Annotated in this window: 22 protein-coding genes, 1 tRNA gene and 1 pseudogene; 16 read left to right on the top strand and 8 right to left on the bottom strand. The window is 68.0% G+C overall.

The window, feature by feature from the left end; all coding sequences use genetic code 11:
* Positions 1-76: 76 nt before the first annotated feature.
* Genes HZF05_RS03860 through HZF05_RS03845 form a run of 4 tightly spaced genes read left to right on the top strand, consistent with a single transcriptional unit; the run spans position 77 to position 3,930 of the window.
* Entirely contained in the window at positions 77-223 is a 147-nt protein-coding gene (locus HZF05_RS03860; RefSeq protein ID WP_160366369.1) for a hypothetical protein, read from the top strand.
* A complete protein-coding gene (locus HZF05_RS03855) occupies positions 207-2,045 on the top strand; it encodes a hypothetical protein (RefSeq protein ID WP_160366368.1) in 1,839 nt (612 codons plus the stop codon). Before HZF05_RS03860 ends, HZF05_RS03855 begins: the two co-directional genes overlap by 17 nt.
* Positions 2,042-2,980, top strand: coding sequence for a tyrosine-type recombinase/integrase (locus HZF05_RS03850; RefSeq protein ID WP_160366367.1), 939 nt, complete (start codon positions 2,042-2,044; stop codon positions 2,978-2,980). Before HZF05_RS03855 ends, HZF05_RS03850 begins: the two co-directional genes overlap by 4 nt.
* Before the next feature lie 11 nt (positions 2,981-2,991).
* Entirely contained in the window at positions 2,992-3,930 is a 939-nt protein-coding gene (locus tag HZF05_RS03845) for an acetyl-CoA carboxylase carboxyltransferase subunit alpha (RefSeq protein WP_160366443.1), read from the top strand.
* Between the two features lie 174 nt (positions 3,931-4,104).
* Here the strand turns inward: HZF05_RS03845 and HZF05_RS03840 are convergent, their stop codons facing one another.
* Both HZF05_RS03840 and HZF05_RS03835 read right to left on the bottom strand, forming a co-directional pair.
* Positions 4,105-4,269, bottom strand: a complete 165-nt coding sequence (locus tag HZF05_RS03840) for a Flp family type IVb pilin (protein WP_160366366.1) — start codon at positions 4,267-4,269, stop codon at positions 4,105-4,107.
* Between the two features lie 139 nt (positions 4,270-4,408).
* Complete coding sequence (locus tag HZF05_RS03835) at positions 4,409-4,585, bottom strand: Flp family type IVb pilin (protein ID WP_181638787.1); 177 nt, start codon at positions 4,583-4,585, stop codon at positions 4,409-4,411.
* A 209-nt stretch (positions 4,586-4,794) separates the two neighbouring features.
* On the opposite strand from HZF05_RS03835, the gene HZF05_RS03830 reads away from it, so the two are divergent.
* Complete coding sequence (locus HZF05_RS03830) at positions 4,795-5,202, top strand: (deoxy)nucleoside triphosphate pyrophosphohydrolase (RefSeq protein WP_160366365.1); 408 nt, start codon at positions 4,795-4,797, stop codon at positions 5,200-5,202.
* Here HZF05_RS03830 and HZF05_RS03825 read toward each other — a convergent pair.
* Complete coding sequence (locus HZF05_RS03825; RefSeq protein ID WP_160366364.1) at positions 5,199-6,062, bottom strand: class I SAM-dependent methyltransferase; 864 nt, start codon at positions 6,060-6,062, stop codon at positions 5,199-5,201. The two genes, HZF05_RS03830 and HZF05_RS03825, sit on opposite strands and share 4 nt — an antisense overlap.
* Positions 6,063-6,104: 42 nt before the next feature.
* Here HZF05_RS03825 and HZF05_RS03820 point away from each other — a divergent pair, with 42 nt between their 5' ends.
* The 7 genes from HZF05_RS03820 (at position 6,105) to folE (ending at position 9,950) form a co-directional block, all read left to right on the top strand.
* Complete coding sequence (locus HZF05_RS03820) at positions 6,105-6,857, top strand: ComF family protein (RefSeq protein ID WP_160366363.1); 753 nt, start codon at positions 6,105-6,107, stop codon at positions 6,855-6,857.
* A 48-nt stretch (positions 6,858-6,905) separates the two neighbouring features.
* Positions 6,906-7,163, top strand: a complete 258-nt coding sequence (grxC, locus tag HZF05_RS03815; protein ID WP_160366362.1) for a glutaredoxin 3 — start codon at positions 6,906-6,908, stop codon at positions 7,161-7,163.
* A 4-nt stretch (positions 7,164-7,167) separates the two neighbouring features.
* Positions 7,168-7,995, top strand: coding sequence for a carbon-nitrogen hydrolase family protein (locus tag HZF05_RS03810; protein WP_160366361.1), 828 nt, complete (start codon positions 7,168-7,170; stop codon positions 7,993-7,995).
* Complete coding sequence (locus tag HZF05_RS03805) at positions 7,992-8,408, top strand: DUF1178 family protein (RefSeq protein WP_160366360.1); 417 nt, start codon at positions 7,992-7,994, stop codon at positions 8,406-8,408. Before HZF05_RS03810 ends, HZF05_RS03805 begins: the two co-directional genes overlap by 4 nt.
* Positions 8,409-8,446: 38 nt before the next feature.
* Positions 8,447-8,523, top strand: a tRNA-Arg gene (locus HZF05_RS03800).
* Between the two features lie 119 nt (positions 8,524-8,642).
* Positions 8,643-9,242 (top strand): NAD(P)H:quinone oxidoreductase, encoded by a 600-nt coding sequence (gene wrbA, locus HZF05_RS03795; RefSeq protein WP_160366359.1) that lies wholly within the window; start codon positions 8,643-8,645, stop codon positions 9,240-9,242.
* Positions 9,243-9,338: 96 nt separating this feature from the next.
* On the top strand, positions 9,339-9,950 hold the full coding sequence (folE, locus tag HZF05_RS03790; protein ID WP_160366358.1) for a GTP cyclohydrolase I FolE: 612 nt from the start codon (positions 9,339-9,341) through the stop codon (positions 9,948-9,950).
* On the opposite strand, the gene HZF05_RS03785 is transcribed toward folE, so the two are convergent.
* A complete protein-coding gene (locus HZF05_RS03785) occupies positions 9,947-11,587 on the bottom strand; it encodes a pilus assembly protein TadG-related protein (RefSeq protein WP_160366357.1) in 1,641 nt (546 codons plus the stop codon). The two genes, folE and HZF05_RS03785, sit on opposite strands and share 4 nt — an antisense overlap.
* 9 nt (positions 11,588-11,596) lie before the next feature.
* Complete coding sequence (locus HZF05_RS03780; protein ID WP_343046825.1) at positions 11,597-12,133, bottom strand: TadE/TadG family type IV pilus assembly protein; 537 nt, start codon at positions 12,131-12,133, stop codon at positions 11,597-11,599.
* A gap of 202 nt (positions 12,134-12,335) precedes the next feature.
* On the opposite strand from HZF05_RS03780, the gene HZF05_RS03775 reads away from it, so the two are divergent.
* Positions 12,336-13,052: a PAS domain-containing protein gene (locus HZF05_RS03775; RefSeq protein WP_220129695.1), complete on the top strand. Its 717-nt coding sequence runs from the start codon at positions 12,336-12,338 to the stop codon at positions 13,050-13,052.
* A 74-nt stretch (positions 13,053-13,126) separates the two neighbouring features.
* Positions 13,127-15,583, top strand: a complete 2,457-nt coding sequence (locus HZF05_RS03770; protein WP_160366355.1) for a zinc-dependent metalloprotease — start codon at positions 13,127-13,129, stop codon at positions 15,581-15,583.
* A 112-nt stretch (positions 15,584-15,695) separates the two neighbouring features.
* On the opposite strand, the gene ald is transcribed toward HZF05_RS03770, so the two are convergent.
* On the bottom strand, positions 15,696-16,781 hold the full coding sequence (ald, locus tag HZF05_RS03765) for an alanine dehydrogenase (RefSeq protein ID WP_160366354.1): 1,086 nt from the start codon (positions 16,779-16,781) through the stop codon (positions 15,696-15,698).
* A gap of 116 nt (positions 16,782-16,897) precedes the next feature.
* On the opposite strand from ald, the gene HZF05_RS03760 reads away from it, so the two are divergent.
* Complete coding sequence (locus HZF05_RS03760; RefSeq protein WP_160366353.1) at positions 16,898-17,389, top strand: Lrp/AsnC family transcriptional regulator; 492 nt, start codon at positions 16,898-16,900, stop codon at positions 17,387-17,389.
* An 89-nt stretch (positions 17,390-17,478) separates the two neighbouring features.
* Here the strand turns inward: HZF05_RS03760 and HZF05_RS22370 are convergent.
* Both HZF05_RS22370 and HZF05_RS03750 read right to left on the bottom strand, forming a co-directional pair.
* Positions 17,479-17,598, bottom strand: a pseudogene (locus tag HZF05_RS22370) (tetratricopeptide repeat protein); the annotation flags it as partial.
* A gap of 228 nt (positions 17,599-17,826) precedes the next feature.
* Positions 17,827-18,876, bottom strand: a complete 1,050-nt coding sequence (locus tag HZF05_RS03750) for a LysR family transcriptional regulator (protein WP_160366352.1) — start codon at positions 18,874-18,876, stop codon at positions 17,827-17,829.
* 45 nt (positions 18,877-18,921) lie between these two features.
* On the opposite strand from HZF05_RS03750, the gene HZF05_RS03745 reads away from it, so the two are divergent.
* The gene (locus tag HZF05_RS03745; RefSeq protein WP_160366351.1) at positions 18,922-20,127 is read left to right on the top strand and encodes a GNAT family N-acetyltransferase; all 1,206 of its coding nucleotides are present in this window, start codon (positions 18,922-18,924) and stop codon (positions 20,125-20,127) included.

Here is a 20,127-nt window from a genome sequence, read left to right as displayed (position 1 = left end):
CACAGGGGCACCGGTTGGGGCAAAAGCCCGCTTCCTTCGTCTGTGTCATCTTTTTCTACTCGAGGCAGAAAGCCCCATGTCGCGCGGCAGCATCACCCTGATCGTCATCGTCGTCCTGATCGTCGCCGGCCTCGTCTGGCTGTCGCGGGGCAACCACAATGTGACGCCGCACCATGTCGAGAAGGTGGTGACGCTGAACGGCGCCGATGCGTCCGCGCACTAAGCTGATCGCCGGGATCGCCGCCGGCACTTTGGTGCTGGCGATCGGCATTCCCGTCGCGATCGGCCAGTCTCCGCAATCGATTCTGCCGCCCGGTTTCGGTTCGCCCGCGCCCAGGTCGCAGCCGGCCGAGCCGACGCAGCCGTCGGCGCCGCCCGTCGACAGCGATCAGGTGCAGGAGCTGCCGACCCTGTCGCTCGCTCCGCCGACGCAGGACGAGGCCGATGCCGCCGCCAACGCGCAGGACGAAGCGGACAATACCGCCAACGCCGCCGAAGCCGCCGCCGAGGCGTTGCAGAAGCAGGACATTCCGGAATTCGCCCGTCGTTCCACCGAGCATATCGGCATCCTGAGCACGTCGGTCACCGGCATCGCGCAGGATGGCTTCGGCGCCACCTCGGGCGGTTATCTCAAGACGCTGCTGGCGAGGCTCGACGCGCCGATCGCCTCGCGCTGGCTGTCGATGCTGCTGCGCCGCGTGCTGACCACCGATATCGACACGCCGGGCGGCGTGAATCCGTCCGACTGGGTGGCCGAGCGCGCGCTGCTGCTCACCCGCATGGGCGAGGCGGATTCGGCGCACCTGCTCGTCCAGAAGGTCGATCCCGACAAGGGGACGCCGCGTTATTATGACGCGGTGATGGAATCGGCGCTGGCGGCGGCCGATCCCGGCGCGCTCTGCCCGGTGGCTGACGCCGCCGACGGCGCGAAGCCGACGCCGACCTGGCCGCTGGCGCGCGCGATGTGCGCGGGGCTGCAGAATGACGGCGGCACCGCCTCGGCTTTGGTCGATCGCGCCCGCTCGCTGCCGGGCGCTGCGGACGGCATCGATCTCGCGCTGGCCGAGCGCGTCGTCGGAGCCGGCACCAGCGCCAAGCGCGCCCCCGATATCCAGTGGACCAGTGTCAACGAGCTGACCAGCTGGCGCTTCGGCCTTGGCAGCGCGCTGGGACTGACCATCCCCGATTACCTGCTCGATCAGGGCGGCCTCGCCATGCAGGGCTGGCGCGCGCGGGCGCCGATGCTGCCGGTCGCGACCCGGCTCAAGGCCGAGCAGGTGGCGGCGACGCTCGGCGTGGTCTCGTCGGCCGATCTCGTCGATTTCCTCAGCCAGGCGGCGGAGAGCGGCGACCCCTATGCGATGGACGACAGCCCCGCCGGGCGCCTGCGCAAGGCCTATGCGGGGGAGAGCGAATCGGATCGCATCACTGCGCTCCGCGCACTGTGGGCGAATCCGGAGGACGAGCGCGCCCAATATGCTTCGCGCATCCTGACCGCGCGGGCGGCGGCGCGGATCAAGCCGTCGAGCGATTATGCCTCCGATACCGCGGCGCTGGTCGCCTCGATGCTGTCGGCGGGGCTCGATATCCAGGCGGCGCGCTGGGCCGATGTCGTGCGCGGCGGCAAGGATGACGAGGCCTGGGCGCTGATGGCGGTGGGCAGCCCGCGCCCGGTGGTCGATATCGACGCCGATCGCATCGCCGATTTCGGCGAGGGTGGGCGCGGATCTGCCAAGCTGCGCGCGCAGTTCCTCTACGTCAGCCTCGCGGCGCTGGGGCGCCTGAAGGCCAGCGATGCGCAGGATCTGGCGCAGAAGCTCGACGTGCCGATGGGCGTCCGCAACGTCTGGACGCAGGCGATCGACCAAGCGGCGGCGCGGCGCGAGCCGGCGACGGTGGCGGTGCTCGCGGCGGTCGGCATGCAGACCAGCGACTGGAGCCAGGTGCAGCCGGTCTTCCTCTACCACATCATTGCCGACCTCCGATCGGTGGGGCTGGAGCCCGAGGCCCGGATGATCGCCGCCGAAGCCCTGATGCGGTCGTGAGCCGGCCCGGCGCCGCGTTCGCCCAGGGGGAGGACGCGCGCGCCATCGAGCGCTTCCTTGAGGCGCTGGCGGCCGAGGCGGGGGCCTCGCGTAATACGCTGCTGGCCTATGGGACGGATTTGCGGGCCTCCTCCGCACTGCTGGAGGGCAAGCTTGCAATCGCCGATGCCGATGGTCTGGCCAAGCTCGGCGAGGAATGGGCGACGCTTGCCCGCGCCACGATCGCGCGGAAATCGGCGGCTCTGCGGCGCTTCTACCGCTTCCTGATCGATGAGGGCGACCGCGCCGACGATCCCTCCGCCGCGCTGCCGAGGGGGCAGGTACGCCGCTCGCTCCCCAAGGTATTGAGCCACGGCGATGTCGATCGCATTTTCGAGGTGCTGGATCGCCGCTGCGCCGATCCCGCCCGGCCCGAGGATATCCGTGCCGCCGCGCTGGTGGAATTGCTCTACGGCTCCGGCCTGCGCGCGACCGAGCTGGTCTCGCTGCCGCGCGCCGCGATCCGGCCGAACCAGCCGTTCCTGATCCTCAAGGGCAAAGGCGGGCGCGAGCGGTTGGTGCCGATCTCGGACCGCGCCCTGCAGGCGGTGGAACGCTGGCGCGCGCTGGTGCCCACCGGCCAGCCGTGGCTCTTCCCATCCGGCAAGAGCCATCTCAGCCGCGTCCGCCTCTATCAGCTGATCCGCGCATTGGGTGCCGAGGCAGGCATCCCGGCGGACCGGATCAGCCCCCACGTCCTGCGCCACGCTTTCGCCACCCACCTCTTGGAAGGCGGCGCCGATCTGCGAGCGTTGCAGACGATGCTGGGCCATGCCGACATCGGCACGACCCAGATCTACACTCATGTCGACAGCCGTCGCCTGATCGAATTGGTCAATGCGCGGCACCCGCTCGCCGATTCGCCGTCCGTTGACCTCGCCAAGCCGGAGCCTTAATCGCCTTGCCGATGATGTTCCTCGATTTCGAAAAGCCCATCGCCGAGCTGCGAACCCGCGTGGCGGAGCTGCGCGACACCGCCGATTCGGGCTCGCTCGATATCGAGGCGGAGGTCGGCAAGCTCGAGGCCAAGGCCGACAAGATGCTGCGCGACACCTATGCGAAGCTCACGCCGTGGCAGAAGACGCAGGTCGCGCGCCATCCGCAGCGCCCGCACCTCAAAGATTATATCGCCGGCTTCGTCGACGATTTCATGCCGCTGGCCGGCGATCGCGCCTTCGCCGACGACCAGGCGATCATCGGCGGGCTCGGCCGGATCGGCGGACGCAAGGTGATGGTGATCGGCCACGAGAAGGGCGACGACACCGCGACCCGCCTCAGGCACAATTTCGGCATGGCCAAGCCCGAAGGCTATCGCAAGGCGATCCGCCTGATGGCGCTGGCCGACCGCTTCGGCATCCCGGTGGTGACTTTGGTCGACACCTCAGGCGCCTTCCCCGGCGTGCAGGCCGAGGAGCGCGGGCAAGCGGAGGCGATCGCGCGCTCCACTGAGGCGTGCCTCGCGCTTGGCGTGCCGATGGTGTCGGCGATCGTGGGTGAGGGGGGATCGGGCGGCGCGATCGCGCTGGCGGCGGCGAATCGCGTGCTGATGTTCGAGCATGCCGTTTATTCGGTGATCTCGCCCGAAGGCTGCGCCTCGATCCTGTGGCGCACTGCCGAGAAGGCGGCCGACGCGGCCGACGCGATGAAAATCACCGCGCAGGATCTGGAAAAGCTCGGCATCGTCGATCGCATCGTCCCGGAGCCGATGGGTGGCGCGCATCGCGACGCGCAGGCGGCGGTCACTGCGCTCGGCAAGGCGCTCGGCGAGGAGCTGGACGCGCTGACGTCGCTGGCGGCGGAGGAAGTCCGCCGCCGCCGCCGCGACAAGTTCCTCGCGATCGGCTGAGCTTCACCTTCCAAGGTCCGTTCGCACTAAGCGAAGTCGAAGTGCAGCTGGGCCTCGCATGGCCTTCGACTTCGCTCAGGCCGAACGGAGGTGGATTGAATACCCCAAACGCGAAACGGGCGGCGTATCCGAGGATACGCCGCCCGCCGCATTCGATCTGAGTTAGATCGTCTCTTACGAGACGGTCGAGCTCATCGCGGTCGACACGTTGGTGAAGGTGTTCTTCAGCTTCGTGCCGAGGGCCGACATCGCGGAAATCGCGGCAACGGCGATGAGGGCGGCGATCAGGCCGTACTCGATCGCGGTGGCGCCCTTGTTGTTCTTCAGAAACTTGCGCATGAAATTCTCCTACGTCTTCGTCCGTAACACTACCCGGCTTTGCCCCCTTGGGCTCGGCAAGACTGGGTTTAAGCGGAACGGGGTTGCTAAATGTTTAAGTGGAGAAGCGGAAAACGAAGAATCTATCGTAAACGCGACATTAAACAGCACTGGCGTTGACGACCTCGTTCTTGACGTGATTGATCGTGCCGACGACCTGGATCGCCAGCGCGTGGACCGCCACCATCATCACGACGAATATCAGGGCGAGGATCAGCCCATATTCGATGAGCGTCCCGCCTTTCTGATCGCGCGCGAGCTCCCGAATCTTGCGCACACACGTCCCCTGTCAAATTCCACGTTCCCGATTCGGGACTATTCGTTTTGGCTTAACGAAGGTTTAGTGGCCTTTCGAGAATGCGCGAAAAGAGCGCATTCTTATCGTCACCGGCCCGCCCCCACCCGGCCTCCCATTTAGGATACGCTGTTTGGGAGGCCGGGTGGGGGAGCGGGCCGGTGCGGCCTGACCGAATGGGACTTTAGCCGATGGATGCCTTTTCGCCTTTGCTGCTGGTTTCAGCCGTCGCGCTGATCGACGCGGATGGGCGTGTGCTGGTCCAGCAGCGATCGAGCGGTGCGCTCAAGGGGCTTTGGGAGTTTCCCGGCGGTAAGATCGAAGCCGGTGAAACGCCGGCCGCCGCGCTGATCCGCGAATTGCGCGAGGAACTGGGCATCGATGTCGAGGCGGCCTGCCTCGCCCCCGCCGCCTTCGCCAGCGAGCCGCTGGGAGAGCGACACCTTCTCCTGCTGCTCCACGTCTGCCGCAAGTGGAAGGGCCTGCCGCAACCGCTGGAAGCGGCGGCGCTCAAATGGGTGCGGCCGGTGGAACTGCACCGCCTCGACATGCCGGCGCCCGATCGACCGCTGATCGGGCTGCTGGAAGCGCTGGTCTAGCTTTTCGCCTTCAGCGCGCTCGCCAGCGACGCGACCGCGCTTCCGCGCCGCGCGGGCTTCGGCTGCGATTCGTCGGGCGCCCATCCGATCAGATAGACGATCTCGAACGTCTCGGTGACTCGGCCATCCTCGTCGGCTTCCGCCAGGAAGGCGCCATGTGCCGCTGCCGCCTGGATGCGACTGAGCGGAGGGCGAGTGCCCGCCAGCACGCCCCCCTGCGCCCCGAAGCGAAGGTCCGCCAGCAGCCCGCCGAGATCGCGGTAACGCGCCTCCAAAGCCTCGCCGTCCGAAACCGGCAGCGCGAAGCCGGCGCGCGCCAGCAGGTCTCCGGCCGATCGCACGTCGATCTGCGGATGGATGCGCGCCGCGACCCCGCCGCCGCCGGCGAAATCCGCTTGCAGCATTGCCGCGCGCAGCCTGGGCAGGCTGCCGGCGCCCAAAAAGCCGGCCATGAACAACCCGTCGGGCTGGAGCACGCGACGCGCCAGCACCAGCGCGCCGGGGAGGTCGTTGACGCTGTCGAGCACGCCCGTCGACATCACCAGATCGAACGCCCCATCGGCAAAGGGCAGGCGATCCTCGTCGCATTGCACCCCACCGGCGGCCCGGGCGGCGGCGAAGCCGGCTTCGGCGACGATCACCGTCATGCCCTTGGCCTCCAGCGCCGCCGCCAGTCGATCGTCACCCGCACCAATGACGAGGGCGCGCCCGAAGCGTCGATCGACCGCCTCGAGCCGAGCCAGTAGTTCGTCCGCCATGTGATGGGTGAGAAAGCCGTGATGGGCGAAGCGGGAAAGCGCCCGGTCCCGGCGCGCGCGGCGGCGGCGTCGATCGAACGGTTCGGGAAGCGGGGAATTCATGCCGGGCTTGTGCAACGTGCGCCTGCGGCGGACAAGGGGTGCATGGCCGCCACCGCGACGCGTCTGCTTCGGTCCGCCTGGGGGGCGAGCCTCGATTTCGTGCTGCCGCCGCGCTGCCCGGGCTGCGGGCTGATCGTCGATGGCGATCACCGCTTTTGCGTCGACTGCTGGCAGGCGCTGGAGTTTCTCGGACCACCCGCCTGCGCGCGCTGCGCCGTGCCGCTGCCACATGACCTCGGAGATGAAGCGCTGTGCGGGGCCTGCCACGCCCATCCGCCGGCCTTCGATCGCGCTGCCGCCGCCGTTGCCTATGGCGACGTCGCGCGGACGGTGGCGCTGCGTCTCAAATATGGCGGCCGGCCGGGCGTCGCGCGCACGATGGCCTATCACATGGCGCGGCTGGTGGGCGATGCGCCGCCGGGCTCCTTGCTGGTGCCTGTGCCGCTGCATCGCTGGCGACTGTGGTCGCGCGGCTACAACCAGGCGCTGCTGATCGCGCGCGGCGTGGCCGAGCGATCGGGCCTGGCCTGCAGCCCCGACCTGCTGGTGCGCACCAAGGCGACGCCGGTGCTCCGCGGCCTCGGCCGCAAGGCCCGCGCCAAGGCGGTGGCGGGCGTCTTCGCGGTCGCGGACAAGGCGATGGTGAGGGGCCGCACCATCCTGCTGGTCGACGACGTCTATACCAGCGGTGCCACCGCTGATGCCTGCGCCAGGGCGCTCAAGCGCGCGGGCGCAGCGGAGGTTCGGCTTCTTTGCTGGGCGCGCGTGCTCCGCGAGGACGAGGCGCAACGTTGACAATCGCGTGACGCATCCACAGTTCGGTGGAAACGAAGGAGCTTCCCCGTGCCCAAGGTCGAGATGTACACCAAGATGTTCTGCCCCTATTGCGCGCGCGCCAAGGCGCTGCTCGGCGAGAAGGGCATCGACTTCAAGGAGATCGACATCACCATGGGTGGCCCCGACCGCAAGGAAATGCTGGAGCGGGCGCCGAATCACACGACCGTCCCCTCGATCTTCATCGACGGCAGGCACATCGGCGGATCGGACGATCTCGCCGCGCTGAACGCCTCGGGCGATCTGGACAGGCTGCTGGCTGCCTGAGCCGATGCGCGTCGCAATCCTTCAGATGACCAGCGGGATCGATCCCGCCGCCAACGGCGCCGCGCTCGTAGCGGGCATGGAGGCGGCGAGGGCGGGCGGGGCGGCGATGCTGTTCACCCCCGAGATGACCGGCCTGCTCGATCGCGACCGCAAGCGTGCGGCCGGCTCGATCGTGGGCGAGGACGAGGACCGGGTGCTTATAGCCGCGCGCGAGGCGGCTGCCCGGCTCGGCTTGTGGGTGCATCTCGGATCGCTTGCGCTGCGGCCGGGAGGGGAGGAGATCCGTTACGTCAATCGCGGCTTCCTGATCGACGATGCGGGCGCGGTCCGGGCGCGCTACGACAAGCTCCATCTGTTCGATGTCGATCTGCCGACCGGCGAGAGCTGGCGGGAATCGGCGGCTTATGCGCCGGGCGAGGGAGCGGTGGTGGCGGCGACGCCAGCCGGTCGCCTCGGTCTCTCGATCTGCTACGACATGCGTTTCCCCGATCTCTACCGCGCGCTGAGCGATGCCGGGGCCGAAATTCTCGCCGCGCCCGCCGCCTTTACCTTACCGACCGGGCAGGCGCACTGGCACGTCCTGCTTCGCGCCCGCGCCATCGAGGCAGGCTGCTTCGTCATTGCCGCGGCGCAAACCGGCACGCACGAGGACGGCCGCTCCACCTACGGCCACTCGCTGGTGATCGATCCGTGGGGCGAGGTGCTGCTCGACATGGGCGAGACGCCCGGTGTGGGCTTCGCGGAGATCGATCTGGCGAAGCTCCACGACATCCGCACGCGTATCCCCGCGCTGAAGCATCGCCGTCCGATCCCCGAGGTCGCGCGGGCATGATCGTCTTCGACCTCGCCTGCGCGGGCGGCCACGTGTTCGAAGCGTGGTTCGGCAGCCAGGCCGACTATGACGACCAGCGTGCGCGCAAGCTCGTCTCCTGCCCGATCTGCGGAGACGGCGCAGTGGACAAGGCGCCGATGGCTCCGCGCATTTCCGGCACCCGCAGCAACGCCGCGCCCGATCCCAAGCAGGTGATGCAGGCGATGATGATGGCGCAGCGCCGGATGCTGGCGAAATCCGAGGATGTCGGCGACCGCTTCGCGTCGGAAGCGCGCGCGATCCACGCCGGCGATTCCGAGGAGCGGCTGATCCACGGTCAGGCCACGCCTACCGAGGCGAAGAAGCTCATAGAGGAAGGCGTTCCGGTCGCGCCCTTGCCCTTCCCGGTGCGGGACCCGGCGCGCGACAATTGACCGTTCGGAGCGGCTCGCCTAACGCTCCGCGCCGGAGTGGCTCCATAGCTCAGCAGGATAGAGCGACGGTTTCCTAAACCGCAGGTCGGGGGTTCGAATCCCTCTGGGGCCACCAACTTTTCCAGAATCTCGAACGTTCGATCCTGTTTTATCCGGGTCCCAGCCCATGACCGGGATCGCTAGATCGCCTCCGTGTTCAGCGCCTTCGGGCGAGCAAATTCGGGAGACACGATCATGGCGAAGGTTCTGGTCCTCTATTATTCCTCCTACGGCCACATCGAGCAGATGGCCGAGGCGATGGCCGAGGGCGCGCGCGCCGGTGGCGCCGAGGTGGCGATCCGCCGCGTGCCCGAGACGGTGCCCGAGGAGATCGCCAGGGGCGCGCACTTCAAACTGGACCAGAAGGCCCCGGTCGCCACCATCGCCGAGTTGGCGGATTACGACGCGATCATCGTCGGCACGGGCACGCGCTTCGGCCGCATGTCCTCGCAGATGGCGGCGTTCCTCGATCAGGCGGGTGGCCTGTGGGCAGCAGGCAAGCTCAACGGCAAGGTCGGCGCGGCCTTCACCTCCACCGGCAGCCAGCATGGCGGGCAGGAGACGACGCTCTTCTCGATCATCACCAACCTGCTGCATTTCGGGCTGGTCATCGTCGGCCTGCCCTACAGCTTCCAGGGCCAGATGGGCACCGACGAGGTGAAGGGCGGCGCGCCCTACGGCGCGACGACGATTGCGGGGGCCGACGGCTCGCGCCAGCCGCACGCCGAAGAGCTCGACGCCGCCCGCTTCCAGGGCAAGCTGGTCGCCGAGACCGCGGCAAAGCTGCACGGCTGAGTTTTCGGTAGCGTTGCGTGTCCGGGTGGCGATCCTTCCGGGTCGCCACCCTTTTCTTTATTGTGCCAGGCGGCCCGAGCCTCCACATCGCGCAGCATGACGCACGATCCCGAGGACGGCGACCTGTTCGCCGACGAAGCCAAGATCCCGGTGCCGGACGAAGTGGCGGACGCGATCCGCACGCTGATCCGCTGGTCGGGCGACGATCCCACCCGCGAGGGCCTGCTCGACACACCCAAGCGCGTCGCACGGGCCTGGAAGGAATATTGCGCGGGCTATGCGGACGATCCCGGCCATCACCTCGCCCGCACCTTCGAGGAAGTGGGCGGTTACGACGACGTGGTGCTGCTGAAGGACATCCCCTTCCAGTCGCATTGCGAGCATCACATGGCGCCGATCATCGGCAAGGCGTCGATCGCCTATCTGCCGAAGGACCGGGTGGTCGGCATCTCCAAGCTGGCGCGCGTGCTACAGGGCTTCGCGCGGCGGCTGCAGGTGCAGGAGCGCCTTACCGCCGAGGTGGCGGACTGCATCTGGGAGAAGCTCCAGCCGGCCGGCGTCGCCGTGGTGATCGAGGCGAGCCACGCCTGCATGACAGCACGCGGCGTGCGCACGCCCGGCGTCGGCATGGTGACAAGCCGGATGCTCGGCGTGTTCCGCGACGACGAGCGCAGCCGACAGGAAGTGCTCAGCCTGATGGGCTATTAGGCGACCAGGGTCGGTTTGCCGCAGCGGACGCCGTCGACGCGAAGATCCGCCTGGCCGACATGGACGCCGAGCAGCCCGGTCAGCTGATCGACAAGCCCGTCCAGCGCGGGCGAAAGCGGAGTGAGAACCGCACCGACGAGTTGCGTGGCGGCGGACGCGTTCACGCCGATGCCGAGCACATTCACCTGCAGATCCATCTTCTTCATGAGCGAGGTGGCGACGCCCTGCAGGATGTCGCCGGTTGAGATGGTACGAACACGGCCGGCGCTGATGTCGGAGGCCGAGAAGGCGACCTGCTGCCACGTCACGCCGCCCAGATCGACATGAGCCTTGGCGGTGACGTCGAGCAGCAGCGCGTGGGCGAGGAGCGCGCGATTCTCCACTGGCGTCTTCGTGAAGTCGCCAAGCGTGGATGTGTCGATATCGGCGATCGCGATCGAACCGACCGAGGGTAGCGCATCGAGCGTCACCGATGCGTTGGATTGGCCGCCCCGACAGGAGATCGTGTCGAGCTTCGCCTGCGCCTCGGCCAGCTCGATCAGGATCGGCACGCGCAGCGAGGCGATGCCCAGCGTCGCGACGCCGCCCACCCGCGAATCGAGATAGAGCCGTGCCTGCGCGGTCCGCACGATGGTGCCACCGGCCTGCGTGATCGCCAGCCACGGCGAATGGGATGGCCGCTGGCCGATCGCCAGCGTGAGCGTGGTGCTCGTCACGCCGGGCAATGACAGGCCGAGATTCACGGCCACCTGCCGCTGGCCGTTGGAAAGCTGAAGCAACTCGCGCAGGACGGAATAGCCGTCCACCCGGATGGCGGTATCCGGATCGGCATGATCCTGGCCCGCATAGGGGCCGAGATCGATGAGGTCGGAGAGGCGGACGGTGACGGGCGAGACCTGCAGCGCGATCCGGCGGAGCGCGGCGGCGGCATTGCCGTCCGGAGTGACACTTGCCAGCGCGGTCAGCGCTTGCGGCAGCGTGATACTGGTGTTCAGGGTCTGGCCGAAGGTGGCACCACTCAGGCGGAGCTGTGTGCGCAGCGCGTCCGAAAACTGCAGAATGTCGATATCGGCGCCGACCAGCGCATTGTAGTCCATCACCGAGAGGTTGAGGCTGGTGCCGGCCAGCGCGGAAAGCAGCGCATTGGGTAGCCCGCCCTGTACCGATGCGAGGCGCGAACCGATCGAGAAAGCCGCATAGTCGATCCGCACGGCGGTGGCTTTGGCCGCGATCCGGGTCGTCGCATGCCCGGTGATCGCGCGCGCGAAGAACAGCGGCACGTCCTGCCCCAGCGTCACCTGCGCGGCATTGGCCGGGTTCGCGCCCGCTACATAGCGTTGCACGGGGGTGAGCGCGGCATCGGGCGTATAGCTGCCCCGCGTCAGCGCGGAGACCTGCGCATCGGCGACGCCGTTGGAGGAGAGCGCCAGCCGCGCCGCGCCGTTGGCGTCGGACGAGCCTGCTGCCGCGAGCGCGGCCGCGTCGGCGGCGCCCTGCAGGCGGCGGCCGTTGAGATAGACCGAGCCCATGTCCACCGCCAGCGCGGTGGCGGCGAGCAAGGCGATCAGCGACCCAGCTGCGATGATGGTGACGGCGCCGCGCCGATCGCGGCGGAATCGTTTGAGCCAGCGGACCATGGGTGGGCCTCAGAGGCTGTCGAGCCGGATCGCCGCGTTGCGCTGAATCTGCGCGCTGGGCATCGGCACGAAGGTGAGGTGGAGCAGCGGATCGGCGTTCGCATCGTAGCGCAGCCGCACCACGAGGGTGGTGCCGTCGTCATCCACCGAGAGCGTGGCGCGGGACGGATCGAGCGTGCCCGCCCGCCGCAGGGTGGTCTGCATCGTGGTCTGCGCGATGCTCGCCCGCTCGGCGCTGGTGAGTCCGGCGATCGAGGCGCGCGCCGCGTCGTTTGCCGCCTGCTGGACGCCGTGCGCGATCAGCATCCAGTCGCCATAGGAGACGATCCCCATCAGCAGCATCAGCAGCATGGGCAGCGTGATCGCCATCTCGACCAACGCCGTGCCGCGCGCATCGCGCCAACCGGTGCATGCGGTAGAGAAGAGGGGCAGTCGAACCATGCCGCCAACATGGACCGGGGCCGGTGAGAGCCGGGTATCTCCGCTTCCGCGCAGTTTCACGCAGATTACGCGCAAATCGGAGACGCCTTCGATTGCGGCGTTCACGTCCGTTCACCAAACTGTCGTCAGCGTTTGGGGGAGGAGGACGGGCGTCATGCTGGAACGGCAGGCTCCGCGGTTCGTGTCGGCCGCGGAAATCACGCGAAACTTCGGAATGTGGCAGGATCGCACTGCTCAGGGGCCTTTGATTGTTACGCATCATGGCCGGCCGCGATGCGTGCTCGTCTCCGCTACGGCGTGGCAGCAGATGGCGAGCATCGAGCCGGTGTCCGACGACGAGCGGGCGCTGATCGAACACGATCTGTTGGCCGAGCGGATCGATTCGGGCTTCGTCGCGCTCGATGGCGATCTGATGATCCGCGGCGCCAACGCATTGGGCGCGATGATGCTCGGCCATGCGCGCGACACGCTTGTGGGGCTGTCCTTCGCGGAGGCGATGCCGGTGCTGGCGGACGGCCCGGTCGGCGGCCAGCTCCGCCGCACGCTGCGTTCCGGCGAGGACGGCCGGCTGATCGCGCCACACGGCGGTGGCAAGCTGCGTGTTCATGTGTTCCCCTGGCCGGACGGCGTGGCACTGACGCTGCGGCCGGCGGGCGAGGAGGATGAGGCGGACCATGCGGAGCGCACTGCCGTCGCGCTGCGCGAGGCGATCGAGGCGCACGGCGCGATCGGCACCGCGCAGATCAGCATGCGCGGCACGATCAAGACGGCGGATGCGGGTTTCGCGAGGATGGCGGGATTCACAGCCGGCCGCCTCGTGGGCGTGCGCGCCACCGATCTGCTGGCGCTCTCCGCGCGGACGAAGGTGTCCGAAGCGATGGAGGACGTGCTTTCCGGCAAGGGCGCGCGATCGGTGGACAGCCGGTTGCTCGTCAATGGCGCGGAGGAAAGGCCCGTCCACATCGCGATCGCGCCGATCGTCGAAGGCTATGGCACCAGCGGCGCGGTGATCGTGCTCAGTTGAGCGCGCGATAGGCGCTTGCCCCGGCCGCCCCCTTTCCCCATCGTGGCGGAAGGGGGCCATAAACCGGGGGCGTCATGCGTCTTGCTCTTCTTTCCGCCGTTGCCGTTCTCGCCCTCGCGCCCGTGGCCCATGCCGTCGCACCGGCCGCGCCGTCGCCCTTTGCCGGGACGGTCGCAATGGACGGGCTGCTGCCCGTCCATGTCAATCGCAACGGCGGGTGCATCCTGTTGACCTTGCCGCCCGCCGCCGCCGATGGTGTGTCGGCGCGCTATCTCTATTCGACGGCGCTGCGCACCGGGCTCGGCTCGGCGCCGACCTTCCTCGATCGAGGGCGCGTGGGGGACACGCAGATCCTCGCCTTCCGCCGGATCGGCAAGAAGGTGATCGCGCAGTTCGAGAATCCCCGTTTCCGCTCTCCGGGCGGCGTCGCCGTGCCGAGCAGCGACTTCGCGACATCGATCGTCTGGACCGGCGACGTGGCCGCGACGCTGCCCGACGGATCGGTCGTGATCGACATATCCAGCTTCCTCACCGCCGACCGTCTCGGTATCGCGAAATCGCTGGGGCAGGAAGGCGACACTGCCGGCACCGGCGACGCGCCACAGGGCGCCGGCAAGGGCTTCAAGCTCGACGATAAATTGAGCGCAGCCGATCCCGCCTCGGTCAAGCTCTTCCCCGACAATCTCGAGATCGACGCGATCCAGACCTATGCGTCCGACACGCCGGGCGATGAGGTGACCAACGTCGCGCCCGATCCGCGCCAGGTGAGCTTCACCGTCCACCACAGCTTCGTGCGCTTGCCGGGGCCGGGCTTCACGCCCCGTGCCTTCGATCCGCGCATCGGCGGCTTCTCGACGCAGGTGGTCGATTACCGGGCTCCGCTGGGGCAGGACGTGGTGCACGATCTCGCCAACCGCTTCCGGCTGGAAAAGACCGATCCCGGCGCCGCGCGTTCGCGGGTGAAGAAGCCGATCATCTTCTATCTCGATCGCGCCGCGCCCGAGCCGATCCGATCGGCGCTGCTGGAAGGCATCAACTGGTGGGGCCAGGCGTTTGACGCCGCCGGCTATATTGATGCCTTCAAGGCTGAGTTGCTGCCCGAGGGCGCCGATCCGATGGACGTGCGCTACAATATCGTGAACTGGGACGATCGCGCGACGCGCGGCTGGTCCTACGGGCAGGAGATCGTCGATCCGCGCACCGGCGAGATCGTCAAGGGCATGGTGGTGCTGGGTTCCGAGCGGGTGCGGCAGGATATCCTGATCTTCCAGGGTCTTCTCGGCGCGGCGAAGACCGGGCAGGGCGGGCCGAATGATCCGGTGCAGGTGGCGCTGGCCCGCATCCGGCAACTGGGCGCGCACGAGGTCGGCCATTCGCTCGGCTTCGCGCATAATTTCGCGGCGAGCACGCAGGATCGCGCCTCGGTGATGGACTATCCGGGGCCGCGCATCGGGCTGGTTGACGGCAGGCCGGACCTGACCGATGCCTATGCGCGCGGCATCGGCACGTGGGACAAGGCGACGGTCGACTGGCTCTATGGCGCCGGGACCGATGCCGAGGCGAGCGCCAAGGCGGCGGCCGATGTCGCGGCGGGCATGCGCTACGTGCAGGACGACAATGCCCGCAAGCCGGACACCGCTCAACCATGGGCCGGGCTGTGGGATGACGGCGCGGACCCGATCGCCGAGCTCGACCGCCTGATGACAGTGCGGCGTGCGGCGATCGACAACTTTGGTCTGGGCGCCTTATCGTCCGGCGAGCCGGTGGCAGATCTTCAGCGCCGTTTCGTGCCGATCTACCTGCTGCATCGCTACGAGGTGGTGGCGGCGGCCAAATCGATCGGCGGGGTGGATTTCGCTTATTCGGTCAACGGCGACGGGCGTGAGCAATCGCCGCCGGTGTCGCCGGATCGCCAGCGCGCGGCGCTGTCGGCGGTGCTGGCGACACTCTCGCCGGAACAACTGCGCGTGCCGGCCGGGCTGCTCCCGCTATTGTCCTCGCCGCGCAACGGGAGCGACAACCGCCAGTTCGAGATCGAGCTGTTCCAGAGCGCCGGCGGCCCGGTGTTCGATCCGCTGGTCGCGGCCGATGTCGGCGCGGAAATCCCGCTCAACGCGCTGCTCGCCCCGACGCGGCTCGCCCGGCTTGAGGTGCAGCACGCCGCCGATCCGAACGCACTGGGCGTCAGCGAGCTGCTCGATAGGCTGCTGGAGGCGACGCTCCCGGATCGCACTGACGCGCTGAGCCGCCGCATCGCGTACCGCACCATCGTCACGATGGCGCAGACCGCCCGCAAGCCCGGCACCTCGCCGGAGGTCGCGGCGATCCTCGATGCCCATGTCCACGATGTCGCCGGGGCGCTGGCGAAGCGTCACGGCGATGCGGGGGATACCGCCTGGGCGTCGAGCCTCTCGCGCCAGCTGCTCGATCCGCAGGAGCGCGAGCGGCTGCTGGCGGATCGTCCCCGCAATGTCGACGTCCCGCCCGGCGATCCGATCGGTGGGGAGAGCGACTGGATGGATCTGCCCTGATCAATCAAATTCCCCGTTCGTCCTGAGCGAAGTTGAAGGACGGGCCACAGGCGGTATCGCTTGCAGCCCGCACTTCGACTTCGCTCAGTGCGAACGGGATAGAATGTGTCGCTCAGGCGAAGTGAAGGCTATCGGCCACCACCTTGTTGACGATATGGCCGCCCTGCACGTTCAGGCCTTCCTTCAGGCCCGGATTGGTGTCGAACGCCTTCACGCCGTCCTGCGCCAGCGCGAGGCCATAAGGCAGCGTCGCGTTGTTGAGCGCGTGGCTGGAGGTCAGCGGCACGGCGCCCGGCATGTTGGCGACGCAATAGTGGATGATGCCGTCCACCTCGTAGGTCGGGTCGGCATGCGTGGTCGCGTGGCTCGTCTCGAAGCAGCCGCCCTGGTCGATCGCGACGTCGACCAGCACCGCGCGCGGCTTCATCAGGCCGAGCATCGGGCGGGTCACCAGCTTCGGGGCCGAGGCGCCCGGCACCAGCACCGCGCCGATCACGACATCGGCCTCGGCGATCTCGTCCTCGATCGACTGGATGGTCGACACGCGGGTGCGGACCCGGCCGTGGAACAGCTCGTCGAGCTGGCGCAGGCGCGGAATCGAGCGATCGATGATCGTGACTTCGGCGCCGAGGCCCGCCGCCATGCGCGCCGCATGCGTGCCGACCACGCCGCCGCCCAGCACCACGACTCGCGCCGCCTGCACGCCCGGCACGCCACCGAGCAGCAGGCCGCGCCCGCCGGAGACCGCCTTGAGAGCGGTGCCCGCCGCTTCGATCGAGAGGCGCCCGGCGACTTCGCTCATCGGCGCGAGCAGGGGCAGGCCGCCGGTCGCGTCGGTAACGGTCTCGTAGGCGACGGCGGTGACGCCGGACGCCATCAGGCCCTTGGCCTGCTCGGGATCGGGAGCGAGATGGAGGTAGGTGAAGAGGATCTGGCCCTCGCGCAGCTGCACCCATTCGGAGGGCTGCGGCTCCTTCACCTTCACAACCATTTCGGCGCGCGCGAAGACTTCCTCGGCGGTGTCGACGATGTCCGCACCGGCGGCGCGATAGACGTCGTCGGACGCACCGATGCCGGCGCCGGCATTGGTCTCGACGATCGCCGTGTGGCCGGCGGCGACATATTCGCGGATCGCGCCCGGGGTCAGGCCAACGCGATATTCGTGATTCTTGATTTCCTTGGGAACGCCGACGAGCATGGTGGTGTCTCCTAATGGGTTGGGCACAGGATATATCGAAACGCACGCTGTTTCCCGGCGAAGTCGGCGACAGATGCTGCTATGTGCGCCGATATTCTTCGTGAAGGCGATCATCCATGCAGGAATCCCTAGCTTCCCTCGACGCGCTCGACTGGCAGCTTCTCGCCGAACTCTCGCGCAACGGACGTATAACGCAGAACGCGCTGTCGGAGGCCGTCGGCCGGTCGCCCACCGCCATCGCCCGGCGGCAGGCGGCGATGGAGGAGGCGGGCGTCATCGCCGGCTACGAGGCGAAGCTGGACCTCAGGCGGCTGGGGCATGGCACTATCGTCCACATCAAGATCGCGCTCGGCAGCCAGAGCGCGGAGGCGCTGGAAGCGTTCGAACGGGCGGTGATCGAGAGCCCTTCGGTGGTACGGTGCGATCTGATGTCCGGCACCGACGACTATCTGGTGACGGTGCTGGCGCGCTCGCTCGATCATTTCGCGGAGATCCATCGGTCGGAATTGTCGCACCTGCCGGGCGTGGTGCGGATGGAATCTGGTTTCGTGCTGCGCGAGGTGGTGAAGCCAAGGCTCCCGCCGTCGCTGATGCCGGCGAGACGCTGACTCATCCACCGTTCGCCCTGAGCTTGTCGAAGGGTTGCCCTTTTTCTTTTCGGCGCTCGGGGAAGAAAGGGCAGGGCTTCGGTATTGCGGGGATCATGTGCAAGCGCGCCCCTCGTCTCTGCTTCGGCTTCCTCCGGTCGCCCGGCTTCGAGCAGCAGGCGCGCGAGGTCCATCCGTGCCCAGCCCGCGTCCGGCGCGATCGAGAGGATCTGGCGGACGCGGCGTTCCCATCTGCGAGATTGCCCGCTTGCATCGCCGCGAGCGCGAGGATTTCGAGCGCGTCGATCGACTGTGCGTGCCGCTCCAGAGCATTGTTCGCGATGTCCGTCGCATCACGGAGCTGGCCGGCGTTCAGGGCATTACGCGCGGCGAGGATCAGGCTGTCGGGCATGCCACCAGCATAACCGCACAGCGGCGCCCTCGGCAATTTTTCGGCGTCAGCGGATGCCGGAATCCAATTCGTCCTCGGTCATCCGCGCGATGGCATCCGTCATCGCATCCGGGTGGACGAACGGCTCCGCAAACCAGGGCTGGTCCGCAGGCTGGAAGATTTCGCGCAGCCAGCGCACCGTCTCCACGATCGGCCGCGTGTTGCGCAGATCGGCGGCGTAGGTGAGGAAGATGTCGAAGCGCAGCTGGACAGGCAGATCGAGCGGCACCAGCCCCCGGCTCAGGGCCATCACGTAGGTCGGCATCAGCGCGATGCCCTCGCCCCGCTCGATCGCGGTGAGCAGCGCCATTCCGGAGTTCATGCGGAGCGGCGTGACTTTCATCTCATGCCCGGTGCCCACCAGGAAATCGAGGATCTGCGAATTCACGCCCGGAGCGATCTGCGCCACGAGTCGATGGCTGGTAAGTTCGCCGAGCGTCCGAGGCGTGCCCATCCTCGCCAGATAGGCGCGCGAGGCGAACAGCATGAAATGGGTCGTCGCCAGCCGCGCGCAGATCCGGTCCGGATTTTCCGAACGGCGGAACCCCACCTCGATATCCACCTCGAAGCTGCGATCGCGTTCGAGATCGTAGGAGCAGTTGAGGTGCACGGCGCGCGATTGCAGCCGATCCTGCAGTGCGCCGAGCCTGGGTGCGAGCCACAACACGCCGAGCGCCTCGCTCGCGCCGATCCGGATCTCTCCGGGTACGATGAGCGGCGGCGTATCGTCGATATCGAGCGAGTCCAGCCCCTTGCTGATCTGTTTCGCGGCAGACAGCAGATCGATGCAGGCGGCGGTCGCCGTCACGCCCTTGGGCGAGCGCCGGAACAGGCGGAGCCCGACCGCCGCCTCGAGCCGGTCGAGCCGGGCGCGCACGGTATTGATGGTGACGCCGATCTTCTCTGCCGCCTGGCGGAAACTCTTCGCCTCTTCGAGCACCAGCGCGACACGCAGATCGTCCCACCGGATGCCGTCCGGCAATCGGCCGGGGCTTCGGGTGTTCAGCGGTTGAACACCGCTTTCAGCAATCTCCATATCCTGCGCCGTCACGGCCATGATTATGCTCCGCGTTAACTTTTAGCACGGATCGAGAGCGGAATCATGAGCAACGTGGCGCGCGCGACCGGATTGGAGATGTCGGCGGGGTACAGGTTCGAGCCTGTCTTCTATCGCTGGGCCGATCACGCCGAAAACCGTCCGATCCGCCCGGCGACGCGGCAGGAGGTTGCGGATATCCTCGCCATTGCGCGCGAGACGATGACGCTGGCCGACGATCGTGCCGTCGATGCGGTGTGGTCGGTCGATCCTGCGCAGTTCCGCATCACCGAGCCGAGTGAGGGTGGCGCGCGGCAGCTGATCGCGTTCATGCGGCTCAACGATGCGGGGGCGGCCGCCATCGTCGATGGCCGCCTCTCCGGGCGCCAGCCGGAGGTGGCATGGCTGGCACGTCCCGGTCAGCAGGCGGCGGCGCTCTATATCTGGCTGGTGTGGGCGCCCCGGCAGATCGGCCAGTGCATGCGGCTGATCGGCCACATGGACGAGATGGCGGGCGAGGATATCCCGATCTTCTCGCGCGGCGTGACGCAGGTCTCCTCGCGCATGCAGGCGGCGATCGGTTTCCAGCATGCCAGCGAACTCTATCCGTCCGCCCCTGACTGGTTGCTGGTGGCGCTGCCGGCGGTGAAGCTGCGCCGGCCCGAGATCAAGGTTCAGGTCGCGCGCAGCATGGAGGATATCGCCCGCGTCTTCGCGGTGCGCTCCACCGTCTACATGGCCGAGCAATTCCCGCTTTACGAAGAAGAGTTCGACGGCAACGATTTCTGCGCGACCCATCTGCTCGCCACGGTCGACGGCGATGCGGCGGGATGCCTGCGCATCCGCTGGTTCGGCGATTTCGCCAAGATCGAGCGGGTTGCGGTGCGCAAGGAATATCGCCGCCACCGCTTGACCCGCCAGCTTGTGCGCACCGGCGTCGAGCATTGTCGGCGCAAGGGCTATCGGAAGCTCTATGCCCATTCGCGTGCCGATCTCGTGCCGCTGTGGGGCAGCCTTGGCTGGCGCGACATGGGCGGAAAGGATTTCAGTTTCGCCGATATCCCCTACCGTGAGATCGTGCTCGATCTGGAACCCTCGAACGATGCGATCCGTTTCGGCGCGGACCCCATGCTGCTGCTGCGACCCGAGGGAAACTGGGACGAGCTTGGCCCGTTCGACCGCACGCAGCTGGGTGGCGATCGCGGTCGCCGCGACTGGATCGATCGGCATGCCGGCATGCGCGTCGGCAGCCGCACCGCGAAGGTGGGATAG

This window comes from Sphingomonas chungangi (genome assembly GCF_013778325.1).
In the GTDB taxonomy this organism is placed as follows: Bacteria; Pseudomonadota; Alphaproteobacteria; order Sphingomonadales; family Sphingomonadaceae; genus Solisphingomonas; species Solisphingomonas chungangi.
This window is presented reverse-complemented; position numbering and strand designations above follow the sequence as displayed.